Origin of the sequence: Bradyrhizobium sp. 1(2017) (assembly GCF_011602485.2) — a bacterium.
Classification (GTDB): Bacteria; Pseudomonadota; Alphaproteobacteria; order Rhizobiales; family Xanthobacteraceae; genus Bradyrhizobium.
This window is the reverse complement of record NZ_CP050022.2, coordinates 4,241,125-4,258,396: the sequence shown is the minus strand read 5'-3', so window position 1 is coordinate 4,258,396 and position 17,272 is coordinate 4,241,125. Positions and strand designations below refer to the sequence as shown.

The 17,272-nt window shown below is 65.7% G+C and carries 15 protein-coding genes; 8 read left to right on the top strand and 7 right to left on the bottom strand.

What is annotated here, in order from left to right; all coding sequences use genetic code 11:
• Positions 1-18: 18 nt before the first annotated feature.
• From HAP40_RS20165 to HAP40_RS20155, 3 genes are all read right to left on the bottom strand, one after another.
• The gene (locus HAP40_RS20165) at positions 19-1,242 is read right to left on the bottom strand and encodes a GGDEF domain-containing protein (protein ID WP_166816177.1); all 1,224 of its coding nucleotides are present in this window, start codon (positions 1,240-1,242) and stop codon (positions 19-21) included.
• A gap of 87 nt (positions 1,243-1,329) precedes the next feature.
• Positions 1,330-2,832 carry a class I adenylate-forming enzyme family protein gene (locus HAP40_RS20160; RefSeq protein WP_166816178.1) on the bottom strand — a complete coding sequence of 501 codons (1,503 nt, stop codon included), beginning with the start codon at positions 2,830-2,832 and terminating at the stop codon, positions 1,330-1,332.
• A 4-nt stretch (positions 2,833-2,836) separates the two neighbouring features.
• Positions 2,837-4,693: an extracellular solute-binding protein gene (locus HAP40_RS20155; protein ID WP_166819436.1), complete on the bottom strand. Its 1,857-nt coding sequence runs from the start codon at positions 4,691-4,693 to the stop codon at positions 2,837-2,839.
• Positions 4,694-4,950: 257 nt separating this feature from the next.
• Here HAP40_RS20155 and HAP40_RS20150 point away from each other — a divergent pair, with 257 nt between their 5' ends.
• Entirely contained in the window at positions 4,951-5,775 is an 825-nt protein-coding gene (locus tag HAP40_RS20150) for an invasion associated locus B family protein (protein ID WP_166816179.1), read from the top strand.
• Positions 5,776-5,849: 74 nt separating this feature from the next.
• Here HAP40_RS20150 and hspQ read toward each other — a convergent pair whose 3' ends face one another.
• Positions 5,850-6,182: a heat shock protein HspQ gene (hspQ, locus tag HAP40_RS20145; protein WP_166816180.1), complete on the bottom strand. Its 333-nt coding sequence runs from the start codon at positions 6,180-6,182 to the stop codon at positions 5,850-5,852.
• Positions 6,183-6,288: 106 nt separating this feature from the next.
• Between hspQ and HAP40_RS20140 the strand changes: the two genes are divergently transcribed.
• Complete coding sequence (locus tag HAP40_RS20140) at positions 6,289-7,242, top strand: AEC family transporter (protein WP_166816181.1); 954 nt, start codon at positions 6,289-6,291, stop codon at positions 7,240-7,242.
• 6 nt (positions 7,243-7,248) lie between these two features.
• Here HAP40_RS20140 and HAP40_RS20135 read toward each other — a convergent pair whose 3' ends face one another.
• Positions 7,249-8,433: a UbiH/UbiF family hydroxylase gene (locus HAP40_RS20135; protein WP_166816182.1), complete on the bottom strand. Its 1,185-nt coding sequence runs from the start codon at positions 8,431-8,433 to the stop codon at positions 7,249-7,251.
• 87 nt (positions 8,434-8,520) lie between these two features.
• On the opposite strand from HAP40_RS20135, the gene pcsA reads away from it, so the two are divergent.
• The 3 genes from pcsA (at position 8,521) to HAP40_RS20120 (ending at position 11,161) form a co-directional block, all read left to right on the top strand.
• On the top strand, positions 8,521-9,288 hold the full coding sequence (pcsA, locus tag HAP40_RS20130) for a phosphatidylcholine synthase (RefSeq protein ID WP_166816183.1): 768 nt from the start codon (positions 8,521-8,523) through the stop codon (positions 9,286-9,288).
• Complete coding sequence (locus HAP40_RS20125; RefSeq protein WP_166816184.1) at positions 9,285-10,019, top strand: TerC family protein; 735 nt, start codon at positions 9,285-9,287, stop codon at positions 10,017-10,019. Before pcsA ends, HAP40_RS20125 begins: the two co-directional genes overlap by 4 nt.
• Positions 10,020-10,186: 167 nt before the next feature.
• A complete protein-coding gene (locus HAP40_RS20120; protein ID WP_166816185.1) occupies positions 10,187-11,161 on the top strand; it encodes a quinone oxidoreductase family protein in 975 nt (324 codons plus the stop codon).
• 166 nt (positions 11,162-11,327) lie between these two features.
• Here HAP40_RS20120 and HAP40_RS20115 read toward each other — a convergent pair whose 3' ends face one another.
• Positions 11,328-12,524 (bottom strand): acetylornithine transaminase, encoded by a 1,197-nt coding sequence (locus HAP40_RS20115; protein WP_166816186.1) that lies wholly within the window; start codon positions 12,522-12,524, stop codon positions 11,328-11,330.
• A 421-nt stretch (positions 12,525-12,945) separates the two neighbouring features.
• Between HAP40_RS20115 and HAP40_RS20110 the strand changes: the two genes are divergently transcribed.
• On the top strand, positions 12,946-13,887 hold the full coding sequence (locus HAP40_RS20110) for a hypothetical protein (protein ID WP_166816187.1): 942 nt from the start codon (positions 12,946-12,948) through the stop codon (positions 13,885-13,887).
• Positions 13,888-13,963: 76 nt separating this feature from the next.
• Here the strand turns inward: HAP40_RS20110 and rimO are convergent, their stop codons facing one another.
• Positions 13,964-15,289, bottom strand: coding sequence for a 30S ribosomal protein S12 methylthiotransferase RimO (rimO, locus tag HAP40_RS20105; protein ID WP_166816188.1), 1,326 nt, complete (start codon positions 15,287-15,289; stop codon positions 13,964-13,966).
• A gap of 110 nt (positions 15,290-15,399) precedes the next feature.
• Here rimO and HAP40_RS20100 point away from each other — a divergent pair, with 110 nt between their 5' ends.
• Positions 15,400-15,990 (top strand): ANTAR domain-containing response regulator, encoded by a 591-nt coding sequence (locus HAP40_RS20100; protein ID WP_008564898.1) that lies wholly within the window; start codon positions 15,400-15,402, stop codon positions 15,988-15,990.
• Positions 15,987-17,150, top strand: coding sequence for a CmpA/NrtA family ABC transporter substrate-binding protein (locus tag HAP40_RS20095; RefSeq protein WP_166816189.1), 1,164 nt, complete (start codon positions 15,987-15,989; stop codon positions 17,148-17,150). Before HAP40_RS20100 ends, HAP40_RS20095 begins: the two co-directional genes overlap by 4 nt.
• Positions 17,151-17,272: the final 122 nt, after the last annotated feature.

Sequence of the window (17,272 nt, the reverse complement as noted above, 5' to 3'; positions counted from 1 at the left end):
TGGAGCAGGCGGCGAGAGTCAGGACGCCGCGCGCGAGGCGTCCGCCGACAGCCGCGCCAGCAACGACCTTGCGGTATCCGACGGCGACAGCGAGTCCACGCTGACGACGGGATCGCTGCGCATCTCGTGCTTGCCGTTGGAGGTGTGCCGCATCACCGCGGAGAGGCGGCGGGCGATCATGTGCGCGGTGCGGAAGTCGGTCTCCGCGAACACGACGATCACCGATCCGTCCTTCTGCGCCGTGCCAAAATCCATCTGCCGCATCAGGCGGCTCAGAATGCGCGCGGCGTCGAGCTGGGCGCGGGAATTGCCGGGATCGAAGGCGAAGCGCGCGACGGAGAGACCGCCACCGCGGGCGAGTGTCTGCTCGACCGCCTTGGCAAAATCGCGGGCGAAGGCTTCCACCGTGAGCAGGCCGCTGCGCGGATCGAGCCAGCCGCCGGCGTCGATCGAGCGCAGCGTGCGGCTCAGCTGCGCTTCCATCGCATGCTGGCGGATCAGCGGCAGCGCATTGGCGGCGACCCGCGTCGGCTCGCCGGAGATCAGTTCGAGATTGGGAAGATCGTAGCTCTGCGCGAGCTGGTGAGCGGTGACGACGACGGGCAGGTTACGGAAGCGGGTGTCCTCGGCGAGCACCGTCAGGAAGGCATCGGTGACGCGCGCCGTGAAACCTTCGGCGAGCACGACGCCGTCGAGGTCGCGGGTGTTGAGATGCTTTGCGGCGGCCTCGATCGAGAGCGCGCCGATGACGCCGGCGCGTTCGCCGAGAGCCACCGAGAGCGCAGGATAAGCCGCGCCGCGGCCGATCAGGAGCACGGTGGCGTCGCGTGCGGGATCGGCCTCCGGCAGCCTGACCGTCGCTTCCGGCAACCGGCGCAGCACGGTGGCGTGAAGCGTGCGCACGCGGAGCGCGGCGCGGAGGCGTGCGATCAGCCGGTCGGGATTGCCGCCGCGTGAGGCGAAGGGCAGGGCATTGGGAGGCAGCGTGCCCGCAGCATCCATGGCGACGAAGGGCAGGTAGGGCGACTGGCTGGCGACCTTCTTGGCGAACACCGCCAGATACGGTTCGTGCCCACCGGACATCGCGGCGAGAACGGCGGCCGGCTGCACTTGTTCGACCGCGCGGGCGGCGCTGGCCCAGTCGGTGTCGACCACGGGAAAGAGCCGGGCCTCGTCCAGCGCCGCAATGAAGGCGGGGCGCTCGGTATTGGACACAAACAGGATCGGGCCCGCCTGGGACATCAAGAAAACTCTGATCACGCAACAGGTGCCGCGCAATCTAGATTGACCGCCTTAATGCTGCGTCAACGTATCAGGCGAAAACGGCGCTCAAGCCGGCCCGGAGCGGTCGCGAAAGGCCTCGACCATCAGGGGGTTAAGCCCGAGCTCGCTGAGTGCCTCGCGAGCACGGGCATTGTCCTGGGCCCTTCCTGCCAGCCTGTGCCCGGAAAGGCGGTCGGGCAACGCGGTGAGCAGGGCACCCTGACCGAGCCGGCGGGCCCATTCCTGGAGATCGTTGGAGAGGAACCGGTAGCCGCCGACGGCCATGATGCCGGAGGGCGGCGCAGTGATGCAGATCGCGCCGCTCGGACGATCGATCCGCGCGGCATAGCCGGTGTCGACATAGTCGCGTGGCGGCTGCGCGATCAGGGTCTCGCCGACCGGTTGCGGCGGCGCGTAGGCCGCAATCGGCGCCATCGGACCGCGCAGGCCGAGCGTGCCTTTCGGGGTCAGCAGGATCTCGCCGGCGATGGAGGAGCCGGACTGTTCGCGCGGGGCGCCGTGCGGGCCCGGCATCACCGGGACAGGCATGCCGTTCTCGCCGCGGCGGGCACCGAACAGGCCAGCCTCGCCGAACAGATAGACGTCGGTCAGCGGCGCATGCGGCGCGGTCCAGGCATCGCTTGCGGCAACCTGCTCGGGCGCGCGCCAGAGGCCGATGACGTTGCGCAATGTCGGCGTCCGCGCCGCGAGGTCGGAACCGCCGAGCCGCAGCGCGAGCTGGGCCGGCGCTATCAGCACCTCGCATTCGTGCTCGGTGATCTGCTGCTCCAGCACGTCGATCTCGAAGGGATGATGCAGCGCCAGCGTGCCACCGGACAGCAGCCACACTGCGAGCGAGGAGGCCAGTCCGGCGAACGACATCGGCGCGAACGCCGCCATCACGGTCGCCCCCTGCCTGACATCGGCTTCCAGTGACATCGCGAGCCCGCCGGCGATCAGGCTGAAATGCGGCCGCGGCACCGGACGGAAGCCTTCTGCCGTGACGTCGAAGGAAATCATCGCCGCCTTGCGACCGTCCTGGATGACGGCGCGCGTGGTGCCGGGCGGGCGGGCCAGCACGTCGTCGAGCGAAGCCATGCCTTCCGGCAGGTCGGTGCCGAAGCCGCAGACGTGACGGATCGAGAAGGCTTCTGCCGCGGCATGCATCGCAAGGTCGGCATAGCTGATGCCGTCGACCGTGCTCATGGTGACGATGGCACGCGCCGCGGTGCGGTTGAGCGCGGCGGTGAGTTCCGCGTGCCGCCACAGCAGCGGCAGCACGGCGACGACGAGGCCGGCACGATGGGCGGCCAGCACCGTCAGCACGAACTCGACCGTGTTCGGGAGCTGGATCGCGATGACGGAATTGGCCGGCAGGCCCGATTCGACGAAATACGCCGACAGCGCCTCGATGGCCGTATCGGCCTCGGCGTAGGTCATCCGCCGCGGCTGGTGCCCGGTCACGCGCGCCTTGTTGAGGGGATCGAGCAGGGCCGGCGCGTGCGGCTGCCGGGTCAGCGTGCGCTGAAACAGCGTGTCGAGCGTCGGCGATATTGCTGGCTGGTTCACGGCGTCACTTTGCTTGATGCGCTTGCGGCGGCCCCTTCGACCACCAGGTCTCCGGCAGATAGCCGGACAGCGAAGTGGCCTTGGGCCGTTCTATCCGATTCCAGCGCGCGATCCATTGCTCGGATACGTTAAACAGCGGGATTGTATAGAAGCCCGCGATCAGGGCGCGGTCGAGCGCCCGGACCGCCGGAACGAAATCCGTATGTTCACGGGCCTCCAGCAGTGCGGCGATCATGGCATCGACTGCTCCATCTCTGGCGCCCATGTAGTTGCGCGTGCCCGGATTGTCGGCCGCGGCGCTGCCCCAATAGAAATACTGCTCGTTGCCGGGCGACAGCGATTGGTCCCAGCGGTTCTGGATCATGTCGAACTCGTAGGCGAGCCGGCGCTGGTCAAACTGCACGGGATCGACCGAGCGCACGGTTGGCTCGATGCCGGCACGCTTGAGGTCGCGCTGGAAGGCGAGCGCGACGCGCTCCTGGTCACGGGTCGTGACCATGATCTCGAAGGTGAAGGGCGCCTTGGTCGTGCGATTGCGCAGCACGGTTCCGTCGAGATCGTAGCCGGCCTCCGACAACAGTTTCAGCGCAGCCCGCAGCGCGGTGCGGTCGCGCCCCGAGCCGTCGGTGACGGGCAGGCGGTAGCTGCCGTCCATGATGTCGGGCGGGATCTGCGCGGCGAATGGCTTGAGCAGCTCGCGCTCGCGCCCATCCGCGGGGCGGCCATAGGCCGACAGCTCTGAGCCGGCGAAATAGCCGGCGACGCGCGAATAGAGGCCGAAGAAATAGTTGCGGTTGACCAGCTCGAAATCGAACAACAGAGTCAGCGCCTTGCGGACGCGGATGTCGGCGAAGATCGAACGGCGGGTGTTGAACACCAGGAATTCGGAGGGTTGCGGCACGCCCGGCTTGATGGTGTCGCGGATCACGTCGCCGCTTCGCGCGGCCGGAAAATCATAACCGTCGTGCCAGCGCAGCGGCTCGTGCTCGACACGGAAATCATAGAGCCCGCGCTTGAAGGCCTCGAACTGGCCGTTGGCCTCGCGAAAATAGTCGAGCCTGATCTCGTCGAAATTGTAGAGCCCGCGATTGATCGGCAGATCGCGGCCCCAATAATTTGGATTGCGGGTCAGCGTCACGCTGGAGCCGGGCTTCACGGCCGTGACGCGATAGGGGCCCGAGCCGACCGGGCCGGTCAACGTCGTCTCCTCGAACGTCCCGGCGTCGACCGCGTGCTTCGGCAGGATCGGCATCAGGCCGAGAATCAGCGGCAACTCGCGGTCATTGGCACCAGTGAGGTCGAAGCGGACGGTGAGGGGATCGGGCGCCTCGGCCTTCGCGACCTTGGCGTAATATTGCCGGTGATTGGGGCGGCCGTGGTCGCGCAGCAGCTGCCAGGAGAACAGCACGTCCTCGGCAAGCACCGGCTTGCCGTCGGAGAAGCGGGCGCGCGGATCGAGGCGGAAGGTGACAAAGGTGCGGTCGTCGTCGGTTTCGACCGTCCTGGCGAGCAGGCCATAGAGCGTGAACGGCTCGTCCTGTCCGCGCGCGAGCAGGCTCTCGATCACGTAGCTCCGCATTTGCTGAACGGCCAATCCCCTGACGATGAAGGGATTGAGACTGTCGAAGGTGCCGAGAACACCCCAGACCATGCGGCCGCCCTTCGGCGCGTCCGGATTGGCGTAGGGCATGTGGGTGAAATCGGCCGGCATCGCCGGCTTGCCGTGCATGGCGATGGCATGGGCTTCCTCGGCCCGCGCGCCGCCGGCCGGCAGTCCGATGGCAAGGGCCAAAACCAGCGCCGGGGCGAGGCGGCAAATGCGGGGTCCGGAGCCCTCGACGAGGCGCTGGAACATGAACATCGGCACACGTTGATTCGAGGACCGGCGGGCCTGAATCCTATCACAGGGAATTTCCCGGAGCGCAGCTGAGGATGTGGCCAAAGACGCCTGTCGGCATTGATCTTTTCGTCGGCCACGTTAAGAAGGCACCCGATCGCGGAAGAGTCGAGCCCGTCACTTATCCGCCTCAATTGACGGGGAGAGAGCCGCGCCCAGGGCGGCCAGGTTCGGCGCTTCGAGCGGTTCGGGCACTTCCCGTTCAGAAAGGGTTTTCCGCAATGAATTTCCGTTACTTGGCCGCGTCCGTCCGGCCGCGCGGGCGGCTCCTCGCCCTGTTGACGGCGACGGCATTGGTCGTACCGTTTGCCGCTGAGGCCCAAGCTCCCGCACCGGCTCCCGGCGCGCCCGCGCCCAAGGCGACCCCGGCCCCGAAGGCTGCTCCGAAGGCCGCCCCGAAGGCTCCGGCGCCCGCAGCGTCTCCGCAGGCCCAGCAGCCGGCTCCGGCGCAGGGCGGCCAGCAGCAGGGCGCAGCCCAGCCGGCCGACCAGCAGATCCAGCTGATCTACGCCCCCTGGACCAAGTTCTGCCTGAAGGGCCAGGACGCCAACGCCAAGCAGGTCTGCTTCACCGGCAAGGACGGCCGCATCGAGTCGGGGCAGCCGGTCATCGCCGCGGTGATCATCGAGCCCGAAGGCGAGCCCAAGAAGATCCTGCGCGTGACGCTGCCGCTCGGCATGCAGCTCGTGCACGGCACCCGCATCATCGTCGACAGCAACGCGCCGCTTCAGCAGCCCTATGTGATCTGCTTCCAGAACGGCTGCATGTCCGACTACGAGGCCACGCCCGAGCTCATCAACAGCATGAAGAAGGGCCAGAACCTCGTTGTCCAGGCGATCAATGCCAACGGCGCGCCGCTGACCCTGCCGCTGCCGCTCTCCGGCGAATTCCAGAAGGCCTATGACGGTCCGCCGACCGATCCGAAGGTGTTCGAGGAGACCCAGAAGAAGCTCCAGGAAGAGCTTCAGAAGAAGGCTGAGGAGCAGCGCAAGAAGCTCGAGCAGCAGGGTGCGGCTCCCGGCGCACCGCCGACTGCCCAGAAGTAAGCGGGACCAAATCCCGGACATGAAAAAGGCGCTCGGTTCGAGCGCCTTTTTTGCTGGCCGACGATCGGCGACGATCAGTTCAGCGACGGATTGCGCGGGCGATAGCCGCCGGCCTTGTCCTTGATGAAGATCTCGGCGACCTGTGAATGCCGGACCGGCTCGCCGGAATCGTCCGGCAACAGGTTCTGCTCGGAGACATAGGCGACGTATTCGGATTCCGCGTTCTCCGCGAGCAGGTGGTAGAACGGCTGGTCCTTGTGGGGCCGCACCTCCTCGGGAATCGACAACCACCACTCCTCGGTGTTGTTGAATTCCGGATCGATGTCGAAGATCACGCCCCGGAACGAGAAGATCCGGTGGCGCACGACCTGTCCGATCTGGAATTTGGCGGTCCTCGCTATAATCATTCCCCGTCGATAGACCAGGATTGTGGCCGATGCTAGTGGCCTTAGCGGGAATTAACCTTCGCGTCAGGGGCGGATAGCCCGCAAGTCCTCAGAAAACACTTCATCAATGGTCGATATCCTCAATCTGGCTCTACCTTATTTCGGCCTGATCTTCGTCGGGTTTGCCTGTGGCAAGGTCAAGTCCTTGCCGGAATCGGGTCTGGCCTGGATGAACTTCTTCCTGCTCTACGTGTCGCTGCCGGCGCTGCTGTTCGCGATCATGTCGAAAACGCCGTTTTCGGAGTTGAACAATCCGCCGTTCCTGATCGCGACCACGCTGTCGACGGTTGTCGCGTTCACGCTGGCGCTGGTGGTCGGCAAGCTGCTGGGACGATTGACGTTGCGCGAGGCGACGCTCGCGGGCCTGTCCGGCGGCTACGGCAATATCGGCTATATGGGGCCAGGCCTGGCGCTTGCGGTGCTCGGGTCGAAGGCTGCGGCGCCGACCGCGCTGATCTTCTGCTGCGACAGCATCTTCCTGTTCACGATCGTGCCGCTCTTGATCGAGCTCTCCGACCGCGACCATTCCTCGCTCGTGCACGCCTTCGGCGTGGTGCTGAAGCAGATCGTGCTCAATCCGCTGATCATGTCGGCATGCTTCGGCGCCGCGGTGGCGGCGCTGCATATCGAGCTGCCGGTTGCGCTCGATCGCACCATTACCTTCCTGCAGAACGCTGCCGCGCCGACCGCGCTGTTCGTGCTCGGCGTGACCGTGGCGCTGCGCCCGTTCGACCGGGTGCCGTGGGAGGTGCCGGGCGTGATCGCGGTCAAGCTGCTGATCCATCCGCTCGCGGTGTTCGGCCTGATGCTGGCGTTCGGCCCGTTCGCGCAGCCATGGGCCGCGACTGCGGTGCTGATGGCTTCATTGCCGCCGGCGCTGAATGTGTTCGTGATCGCCCGGCAGAACGATGCCTGGATCGAATCCGCGTCCGTCGCGGTGCTGCTCGGCACCTTCGCCTCTGTGGTCACACTGACCAGCGTGATGTGGGCGATCCAGAGCGGGCGGCTGGCGTTTCCGTGAGGCCACTTACCTTCGCCAGGTCGGCGTCAATCCCTCGCGCATGGCAAAGCGCCGGAGCGGGCCGATCGCACCGAGCAGGTGCATCCCGACGGCACGGACCGGCTGGAGCGGCAGGAAATCGTTGAGCAGGGAGCGGTTGGCGATGTCGATCGCAAAGGTCCGGCTCAGAATGTCCGGACGGCGCGCCCGGTCGTAGCGCTTGAGCACAGCGCCCGCCCCGGGATCCTCGCCGGCTGCGATGGCTTCGCCTGCGAGCCGGGCAATGTCGGCGGCATCGCGCAGGCCAAGGTTGAGACCCTGGGCGCCGATCGGCGGAACCACGTGGGCCGCTTCCCCGACCAGCGCGATGCGGTCGCCGCCGAATGATATGGGGCGTTCGATCGCCAGCGGGAACAGGTTGCGCCCGGGCTCGACCGTCATTCGTCCCAGGATCGAATGCGACTGCGTCTCGACCGCGGCAGAGAGCTCCTCGTCACTCAGGCTGCGCAGCCGCTCGGCTTCCGCAGGGGCCGCGACCCAGACGATGCTGGAACGGTCACCGGGCAGGGGCACGAACACGCAGGGGCCGTACGGCGTGTGGAACTCGGTCGACACATTGCGATGCGGTCGCGTATGGGCGACGTTCAAGGTCAGCGCGGTCTGCGTCAGCTCGCGCCGCGTCACGGTGATGTCGGCGGCCTCCCGGCACAGCGAATGCCGGCCGTCGGCGCCGACCACGAGCCGGGCAGAGAGGAATTGTCCAGAGACCGTGCGGACGGCGACGTCGTCGGCTTCGATCACGACGCTTTCGGCCTCGTCGTCGAAGCGGACGAGATGAGGAAGTTCGACCGCCCGCTCTTCGAGCGCCAGCATCAGCGAACGGTTGTCGATGTTGTAGCCGAACGCGTCGAGACCGATTTCGTGACAGGAGAACCGGACCTCGGGCGCGCGGAACAGCCGGCCGGTGTCGTCGACGAGGCGCATGACCTCGAGCGCGGCCGCCTTGTCCTTGCAGCGCGACCAGACGTCGAGGGTTTCCAGGAGTTCGACGGAGGCGCCCAGCAGCGCGGTGGTGCGGTTGTCGGCATAAGGCACGCGCCGCGCCACCAGCGCGGTCCGCGCACCCGCCTGCGCCAATGCGATCGCCGCTGCAAGTCCCGCTGGTCCGCCGCCGATCACGGCAGCGTCATGGAGTGTCGATGCGTCTGTCATGGAACGACAATTGACACGGCCGGCGGCAAATTCAAGCCCACCTATTTTTCCCTGATTTTATGACGAATTGTGCGACCGGGCGCCGCAATGGCTTATGTGCAAATCGGTCTCGTTCTGATAGCAGAAGCCATGGATACCCAGCAGGATTCCCTGAGGCCGAGACCGGCGATGCGCGCCGCGGCCTTCTCGGTGCATATCTTCACCGCCTTCGGCGCGGCGATCGCGCTGCTCGCGATGCTGGAGGCCGTGCGCGAGCACTGGGCGGCGATGTTTCAGTGGCTGGGCATCGCCCTGATCATCGACGCGATCGACGGGCCGATCGCACGGCGGCTCGACGTCAAGAACGTGCAGCCGAACTGGTCGGGTGACGTGCTCGATCTCGTGGTCGACTTCGTCACGTACGTGTTCGTGCCGGCCTATGCGATCGTCGCAAGCGGCATGCTGCTGCCGGTCGCGGCGCCCTTGCTCGGCATCGCCATCATCGTCACCAGCGCATTATATTTCGCCGATCTGCGCATGAAGGCGGACGACAATCATTTCCGCGGCTTTCCGGCGCTGTGGAATGCGGCGGCGTTCTATTTGTTTCTGCTGCACTGGCCGCCGCTATGGTCGACGCTGCTGGTTGCCGCACTCGTCGTGCTGACCTTCGTGCCGTTCCACGTGCTGCATCCGGTCCGCGTCGTGCGGCTGCGCTGGCTGACGATGTCGCTGGTCGCGATCTGGTCGCTGCTCGCCCTCTACGTGCTGGCGATGGATTTCCGCGTCGGCACCGGCGTGACCCTGGTGCTCTGCGCCATCGCGCTCTGGATCAGCTTCAGCGACGCACTGATCCGCCTGGTGAGATCCTTCACGTGATGCACCTGCTCACCAGCCCCGAAGCCTGGGCCGCGCTGCTGACATTGACGGCGCTCGAGATCGTGCTCGGCATCGACAACGTCATCTTCATCTCGGTGATCGTCTCGCGCATCCCCGAGAAGCAGGCGCATCGCGCCCGCCAGATCGGGCTCGCGCTGGCCCTGATCTTCCGCATCATCCTGCTCAGCCTCCTGGTCTGGCTGATCGGCCTGACCGCGCCGGTGTTTTCGTTTTCGGATTTCGATTTCTCCTGGCGCGATCTCATCCTGATCGGCGGCGGCCTGTTCCTGATCGCCAAGGCGACCCACGAGATTCACGGTGAGGTCGAAGCCGACGAGGGCGAGGGCGGGGAGAGGTCCGCGGGTAACGCCTTCTTCTGGGTGATCGTTCAGATCATCATCATCGACATCGTGTTCTCGCTGGACTCGATCATCACCGCGATCGGCATGGCGCAGGACATCGAGATCATGGTCGCGGCGGTCGTGATCGCCTGCCTGATCATGTACATTTCGTCGGGTCCGGTGTCGCGTTTCGTCGCGGAGCATCCGACCACCAAGATGCTGGCGCTGGCGTTCCTGGTGCTGATCGGCGTCGCGCTGGTCGCCGACGGATTCCATTTCCACATTCCGCGCGGCTACATCTATTTCGCGATTGCGTTCTCGGCGGCCGTGGAGTTCTTCAACGTGCTTGCCAAGCGCAATCGCAGGAAGGCCGGCAAGCGCCCGGTTTAGGCGTTCCAGCCACCGTCGAGTTGACAAGGCGGGCGCGATGTTTTTCGCTCATGGCGTTTCGAGCGAAGCGGACCCCGGTTCGCGTCAAGAAAACGCATCGAAACTGGAAACTGGAGCTCCGTTCCAATTGGCACGGGGCTCCAGGGGCGAGAAGAGGAGGTCAGGTGATGACCAAAGCCGTCCGTGTGCACAAGGTCGGAGGCCCCGAAGCCCTGGTCTATGAGAGCGTCGACGTTCCGGCGCCCGGGCCCGGCGAGGTGCGCATCCGCCAGCACGCGGTCGGCCTGAACTTCATCGACGTCTATTACCGCACCGGCCTCTACAAGGCGCCGGGACTGCCGTTCATTGCCGGCAACGAGGCCTCGGGCGAGGTCACAGCCGTCGGTCCCGGCGTGACGCATTTCCATCCCGGCGACCGCGTCGCCTACTACCACAATCTCGGCGCCTATACCGGCGAGCGCAACATCCCCTGGGAGAAGCTGGTCAAGCTGCCCGACCACATCACCCACGAGCAGGGCGCCGTGCTGATGCTGAAGGGGCTCACGGTCTGGTATCTCCTGCACAAGACCTTCAAGGTCGAGCCGCATCATCGCGTGCTGATCCATGCCGCCGCCGGCGGCATCGGCCTGCTCGCCTGTCAATGGGCGAGGGCGTTGGGCGCCCATGTCATCGGCACCGTCGGCTCGCGCGAGAAGGCCGAGCTTGCGGAAGCCAACGGCTGCGACCACGTCATCCTCTACAACGAGGAAGACTTCGTCGCGCGCGTCAAGCAGATCAGCCGCAACGAGGGCTGCGACGTCGTCTATGACGGCGTCGGCAAGGCGACCTTCCCGGGCTCGCTGTCCTGCCTGAAGCCGCGCGGCATGTTCGTGTCGTTCGGCAATGCCTCAGGCCCGGTGCCGCCGTTCTCCATCGCCGAGCTCAACAATCACGGCTCGCTGTTTGCGACACGGCCGAAGCTCAACGACTATGTCGGCACGCGCAAAGAGCTGCTGGAAGGCGCCGACACGCTGTTCGCCGCCGTCATCAACGGCAAGCTTCACGTGCCGATCAACCACGCCTACGCGCTGAAGGACGCGGCCAGGGCGCATATCGATCTCGAAAGCCGCAAGACCACGGGCGCGTCGATCCTGAAGCCGTAGAGCTGTTGTCACCATCCGTTTCAGTGTCCCGGACAAGCTGCAACGCGTAAGCGTTGCGGCGCAGAGCCGGGACCCAGATGCGACCCACGCTGCGGAGAGATGGGCCCCGGCTCTGCAGCGCACCGCTGAAGAAGCGCTGCGCTGCGTCCGGGGCACGAGACAGGCTTCACGCGACCCGCCGTGCCGCGCCGGCCTTGGTCAAGATCCCGTCGAGACAATCGATCATCTCGGCGATCTCGGCTCGCGTGACGTTCAGCGCCGGCATGAAGCGCAGCGTGTCCACCTGCGGCGCGTTCAGCAGCACGCCTTCCTCGAACGCCTGCGCGACGATGCCCGGCGCGATCGGCAGCTTGAGGTCGAGCGCGAGCAACAGCCCGCGTCCGCGCACGCCGCCGAGACCATGCCGGGCCGAGACCTTCTGCAACTCGCTTTCGAGCAGGAGACCGGTCTCGGTGACGGTCTTCAGGAAGTCGGGCCTGCTGATCTCCTGAAGCACCGCAAGCCCCGCCGCGCACATGATCGGGTTGCCGTTGAACGTGCCGCCCTGATCGCCATGGGCGAAGCAGGAGGCGCGTTCGGTCGCGAGCAGGGCCGCGAGCGGCACGCCGCCGCCGATGCCCTTGCCGAGCGTCATGATGTCGGGCGAGACCCCGGCATGCTCGTAGTGGAAGAGCTTTCCGGTCCGGCCCATGCCGGTCTGGATCTCGTCGAAGATCAGCAGCAGACCGTGCGCCTCGGTGAGCGCGCGCAGCTCCCGCAGGAACTGATCGCTCGCCGGCCACACGCCCGATTCACCCTGGATCGGCTCGAGCATCACCGCGACGGTGTTGTCGTTGATCAGCTTCTCGACCGACGCGATGTCGTTGAGCTTGGCCTTCTTGAAGCCGGCGACCTTCGGCTCGAACAGCGGCTCGAACGCCTTCTTGCCCGAGGCCGACATCGTCGCCAGCGTCCGTCCGTGGAAGCCGCCCTCGAAGCTGATGATCTCGAACGCACCGCCCTTGTGCAGGCTGCCATATTTGCGTGCGAGCTTGATCGCGCCTTCGTTGGCTTCCGCGCCGGAATTGGCGAAGAACACCTGGTCGAAGACGCTGTTGTCGACGAGCGAGCGCGCGAGCTTGAGGCTCGGCTCGTTGTAGAAGGCCGGGCTCGGCGTCAGCAATCGCTTGGCCTGCGCGGTCAGCGCGTCGGCAACCGCGGGCGGTGAGTGGCCGAGGCAATTCACGGCCCAGCCCTGCACGAAATCGAGATAGCGCTTGCGACCGTCGTCCCAGAGATAGGAGCCGGCACCGCGGACGAAGACGGCCTTGGGCCGTGCGGTGATGTCCATCAGCGCGTCATACGGATGGGTGGCGGTCGTCATGTCGAACTCCTCTGGAGGCGGGTGGAAAAAGAGGCGCAAAAAGCAGAAAGGCCGCACCTTGCGGGTGCGGCCTTCTCGAAGACTTGAGCTGAATTCAGTGGTTCAGCGGCGTCGTCGGACATGGCGCACCCTCTCGTCGTCGCGGGAGCGACGGCGGAGCATTTCGGTGCGCTGATGGGTCCGGGCGTTGATCATGGGGCGCGTCCCTACAGCCGAACGGCGGGACTTGTCAAGCGGACAGTTGCAAAACGCGCGTCCAGCGTGTGCCGGGCGGTCGGTGTCATTCGCCAGGTCATCGATCGTCCGGTCCGAAACTATCGCGCCTCTGGCGCGTTTGTGATCAAAGGACGCGAATTGGTTCGAACCGGACGCGTGGCGGTTCAGACCAAGAGGGGCGGGACCAACAAGATAGTTTTCAGCTTTGTCCGATACGCAATATTCGATTGATCTCGACAGCATTCGCGGCGCTTTCCCGCCGGGCGTCGAAGTACTGTCCTTGCTGGTCGACTTCGCCGGCTGGCTTGAGGGGCGCCCCTGGGGCAGCGTCGGCTGCTTCTCGCTGCAAGGCCAGTTCTCTGATTCCGCGCCGATTGTCGATGGCAGTCCCTTGCGGGACAGGTTTTCGCTGTTCATGCGGTTGCCCGACGGCTCGGCCGTAGGGGGCTGGTATGGCGCCGGTCTCGACCGGGACAATCCACCGATCGTCGGGCTGGGCTCGGAGGGCGATTACGCATTGCTGGCGCCGAGCCTCGACGGGCTGCTCGCCAAGCTGACGTCGCGGCAGTTCGACAATCCCTGGAGCGATCTGAAGCCGCATGACGAGGTCGAGTGCCAGACGGTCGAGCTTGCGCAATGGCTTGCCGGACGGCCGGCCGCCGAGACGGCAGCGCCCGACGATACGTCGGCGGAGCTGCCCGACTTTCGCGGTTTCGTGGAGAAGTGGAGCCGGGATCGCGAGGACTACTGGGCCAACCATCGGTTGATGGCCGAGCTCGGATGGCGCCTGGCGGCGCATCTGCCCAAGGGCAAGAAGCCGTGGGACCGGACGCGCTTCGAGATCGCGATCGTCGGCGCGCAATACCAGGCACGCGTGCTCACGCATGGACCGCAGCCGTTCGAAGAGGCGGCATCGATCGAATCCCTGCTGCGCGACTTGCGCGACCAGATGCGTCGCGCCCAGCCCGAGCTCGGGCTGTGGTACGCGATGAATTTCGGCCTCTATGCCGACGGCCGGATCATGCCGAGCTTCGAATACGATTTGCGCCCGACGATTGACGGCGACCTGGCGCTGCTATCCGAAGCAAAGGCCGATCTCGCCCGTGCCCCGCGCCCCGAGCGCTGGGTGCCGAAATGGCTGGGGTGACAGCATCCGCAGCGTGATTTCGACCGCCGCGAGCCCAAATGCGCCCCCGTCATCCTGAAGGTGATGACGGCGTATGTCAGAATCCCGCGACGCTGCCGTGCAGATCATACTCGTCGGCACGCTCGATCTTGGCGGTGACGATCTCGCCGACGCGCAGAGGCCGGCGGCTGGAGAGATACACGGCGCCGTCGATCTCCGGCGCGTCGGCCTTGGACCGTCCCTTGGCGACAGTCGGGCCGACCTCGTCGATGATGATCTGCTGGCGCGTGCCGACCTTGCGCTTCAGCCGTCGTGCCGAGATCTTCTGCTGGCGCGCCATCAGCGCGTTGTAGCGCTCCTGCTTGACCTCTTCCGGCACGGGGTTCTCGATCGTGTTCGAGGTGGCGCCGGCCACCGGCTCATACTTGAAGCAGCCGAGACGATCGATCTCGGCCTCATCGAGCCAGTCGAGCAGATAGGCGAAGTCGGCATCGGTCTCGCCGGGGAAGCCGACGATGAACGTCGAGCGAAGAGCGAGATCGGGGCATTCCTCGCGCCAGCGCTTGATCCGCGCCAGCGTCTTGTCCTGTGCCGCCGGGCGCTTCATCGCCTTCAGCACGTCCGGGCTCGCATGCTGGAACGGAATGTCGAGATAGGGCAGCACCTTGCCCTCATTCATCAGCGCGATGACCTCGTCGACATGGGGATAGGGGTAGACATATTGCAGCCGGACCCAGGCGCCGAGCTCGCCGAGCTCGCGCGCGAGATCGAGGAATCTGGCGCGGACCTGCCGGTCCTTCCACGGGCTCTCGGCATATTTGAGATCGACGCCATAGGCCGAGGTGTCCTGCGAGATCACCAGCAACTCCTTGACGCCGGCGCCGACGAGGCGCTCGGCCTCGCGCAGCACGTCGTTGGCGGGGCGCGAGACGAGATCGCCGCGCAGCTTCGGAATGATGCAGAAGGTGCAGCGGTTGTTGCAGCCCTCGGAGATCTTCAAATAGGCGTAGTGGCGCGGCGTCAGCTTGATGCCCTGCGGCGGCACCAGGTCGAGATGCGGATTGTGCGCGGGCGGCAGCGCGCGGTGCACGGCGTCGAGCACGCTCTCATATTGCTGCGGGCCGGTGATGGAGAGTACGCCCGGATAGGCCTGCTCGATCTGCTCGGGTTCCGCGCCCATGCAACCGGTGACGATCACCTTGCCGTTCTCGGCCATGGCCTCGCCGATCGCCGACAGCGATTCCTGCTTGGCGCTGTCGAGGAAGCCGCAGGTGTTGACGATGACGATGTCGGCGCCGTCATGCTTGCGGGCGAGCTCGTAGCCCTCGGCACGCAGGCGCGTGATGATGCGCTCGGAATCCACCAATGCCTTGGGACACCCGAGCGACACGAAGCTGACCTTGGGCGCAGCCGTCTGATCCATATCTGAACTGCCTGATTGACGCGCCTGAGCTAGTCCCAATTGCCCATAATTACAACCCTTTGCAGGGCGTTCCGGCGTGCTATGGATGAATCACCTGCCGTGAGTGAGCTATGAGCGCCGAACAGTCGCCCAAAATCGTGATCGTCGACGAAAGCCCGATCCGGGCTGCGATCCTGGAGGAGGGATTGCGGGAGGCCGGATTCACGCAGGTCGTCCATATCCGCGAGATGCAGAGCCTGCTTGCCCGTATTTATGCGGTGGACCCCGACATCATCCTGATCGATCTGGAGAACCCCAGCCGCGACGTGCTGGAGGCGATGTTCCAGGTCAGCCGCGCCGTGAAGCGGCCCATCGCGATGTTCGTCGACCAGAGCGATTCCGCCTCGATTCAGGCCTCGGTTGAGGCAGGAGTATCCGCCTACATCGTCGACGGCCTGAAGAAGGAGCGCATCAAGCCGATCCTCGACCTCTGCGTGTCCCGCTTCAACGCCTTCGCCAAGCTCCAGGAGGAACTGGAGCGCACCAAGTCGCAGCTGGAGGACCGCAAGATCATCGAGCGCGCCAAGGGCATCCTGATGAAGGTGAAGGGCCTCACCGAGGACGAGGCCTATGTGCTGCTCCGCTCCACCGCGATGCGCGAGAAGAAGAAAATCGGCGAGATCGCGCAGTCGATCATCACCGCGTCGGAGATGCTGAAATGACCGCTCCCCTCCGCATCGGGTTCATTCCGCTGGTCGATGCTGCGGCTCTGATCATCGCCGTCGACAAGGGATTCACCGCGGCCGAAGGGCTCGAGGTCGAGCTGGTGCGCGAGGTCTCCTGGTCCAACGTCCGTGACAAGCTCAATATCGGCCTGTTCGACGCCGCGCATCTGCTCGCGCCGGTCGCGATCGCGTCCTCGCTCGGGCTCGGCCACGTCAAGGTGCCGATCGCCGCGCCCTTCAATCTCGGCATCAACGGCAACGCGATCACGGTCTCGCCCGCGCTGCACGCAGCGCTGATGGAAGAGATCGACGGCGACCGTTTCGATCCGATGGTCACGGCGAAAGCGCTGGCGAAGGTCGTTGCCAGGCGCCGCAACCAGGGTGCCGATCCGCTCACCTTCGGCATGACCTTCCCGTTCTCGACCCACAATTACCAGCTGCGGTTCTGGATGGCCGCGGCCGGCGTCGATCCCGACGAGGATGTGCGGCTCGTGGTGCTGCCGCCCCCCTATATGGTCGACAGTCTCGCCAATGGCCATGTCGACGCGTTCTGCGTCGGTGCGCCCTGGAATTCGGTCGCGGTCGATCTCGGCATCGGCCACATCCTGCATTTCGTCTCCGACATCCTGGTCCGCGCGGCGGAGAAGGTGCTGGCGGTCCGCCAGGTCTGGGCCGACAAGCATCCGGACGTGGTTGCCGCCCTCGTGCGCGCGGCGGTGAAGGGGGCCGAGTTCATCGAGGAGCCGGCGAACCTCGCCGAGGCGGCGCAGATCCTGGCGCGGTCCGAGCGGATCGGCGTCGATGCCGAAGTCATCCAGCGCACCCTGACGGGACGGCTGAAGATTTCGCCCGATGGCACCTTCCGCGAGAGCGGCCGCTATCTGCTGGTCGGACGCGAGGAGGCTGGACGCCCCGATCCGGTTCAGGCCGCGTGGCTCTATGCACAGATGGTGCGTTGGGGGCAGGCGGCCTTGAGCCCGGATGGCGTCAAGACGGCCATGGCCGTGTTCAGGCCCGACCTTTACGATGCGGCGCTCGGCCGCCAACCGTCCGAACGGGCACCCGGAGCGATCGGAGCCTTTGCCGGCCCCGCATTCGACGCCGGCAACATCCTGGCGCACCTTCAGGCCTTCGGCGTCGGACGCTGGAAGGCCTAATTCGCCCCTGCATATTTTATAGGCAATTCGATTCACCGGCTAAATTTTGAGCCGGCTGCACGAATTTCATGAGCCTTTCCGCCGCCGGAATTTTTCCGCAGTGTCACTAACCCATTGAAATC

Excerpts from the sequence above, each read along its gene's own strand:
- HAP40_RS20165 (WP_166816177.1), bottom strand. The coding sequence starts at position 1,242 with ATGTCCCAGGCGGGCCCGATCCTGTTTGTGTCCAATACCGAGCGCCCC.
- HAP40_RS20155 (WP_166819436.1), bottom strand. The coding sequence starts at position 4,693 with ATGTTCATGTTCCAGCGCCTCGTCGAGGGCTCCGGACCCCGCATTTGC.
- HAP40_RS20150 (WP_166816179.1), top strand. The coding sequence starts at position 4,951 with ATGAATTTCCGTTACTTGGCCGCGTCCGTCCGGCCGCGCGGGCGGCTC.
- hspQ (WP_166816180.1), bottom strand. The coding sequence starts at position 6,182 with ATGATTATAGCGAGGACCGCCAAATTCCAGATCGGACAGGTCGTGCGC.
- HAP40_RS20140 (WP_166816181.1), top strand. The coding sequence starts at position 6,289 with ATGGTCGATATCCTCAATCTGGCTCTACCTTATTTCGGCCTGATCTTC.
- HAP40_RS20135 (WP_166816182.1), bottom strand. The coding sequence starts at position 8,433 with ATGACAGACGCATCGACACTCCATGACGCTGCCGTGATCGGCGGCGGA.
- pcsA (WP_166816183.1), top strand. The coding sequence starts at position 8,521 with ATGGCTTATGTGCAAATCGGTCTCGTTCTGATAGCAGAAGCCATGGAT.
- HAP40_RS20120 (WP_166816185.1), top strand. The coding sequence starts at position 10,187 with ATGACCAAAGCCGTCCGTGTGCACAAGGTCGGAGGCCCCGAAGCCCTG.
- HAP40_RS20115 (WP_166816186.1), bottom strand. The coding sequence starts at position 12,524 with ATGACGACCGCCACCCATCCGTATGACGCGCTGATGGACATCACCGCA.
- rimO (WP_166816188.1), bottom strand. The coding sequence starts at position 15,289 with ATGGATCAGACGGCTGCGCCCAAGGTCAGCTTCGTGTCGCTCGGGTGT.
- HAP40_RS20100 (WP_008564898.1), top strand. The coding sequence starts at position 15,400 with ATGAGCGCCGAACAGTCGCCCAAAATCGTGATCGTCGACGAAAGCCCG.
- HAP40_RS20095 (WP_166816189.1), top strand. The coding sequence starts at position 15,987 with ATGACCGCTCCCCTCCGCATCGGGTTCATTCCGCTGGTCGATGCTGCG.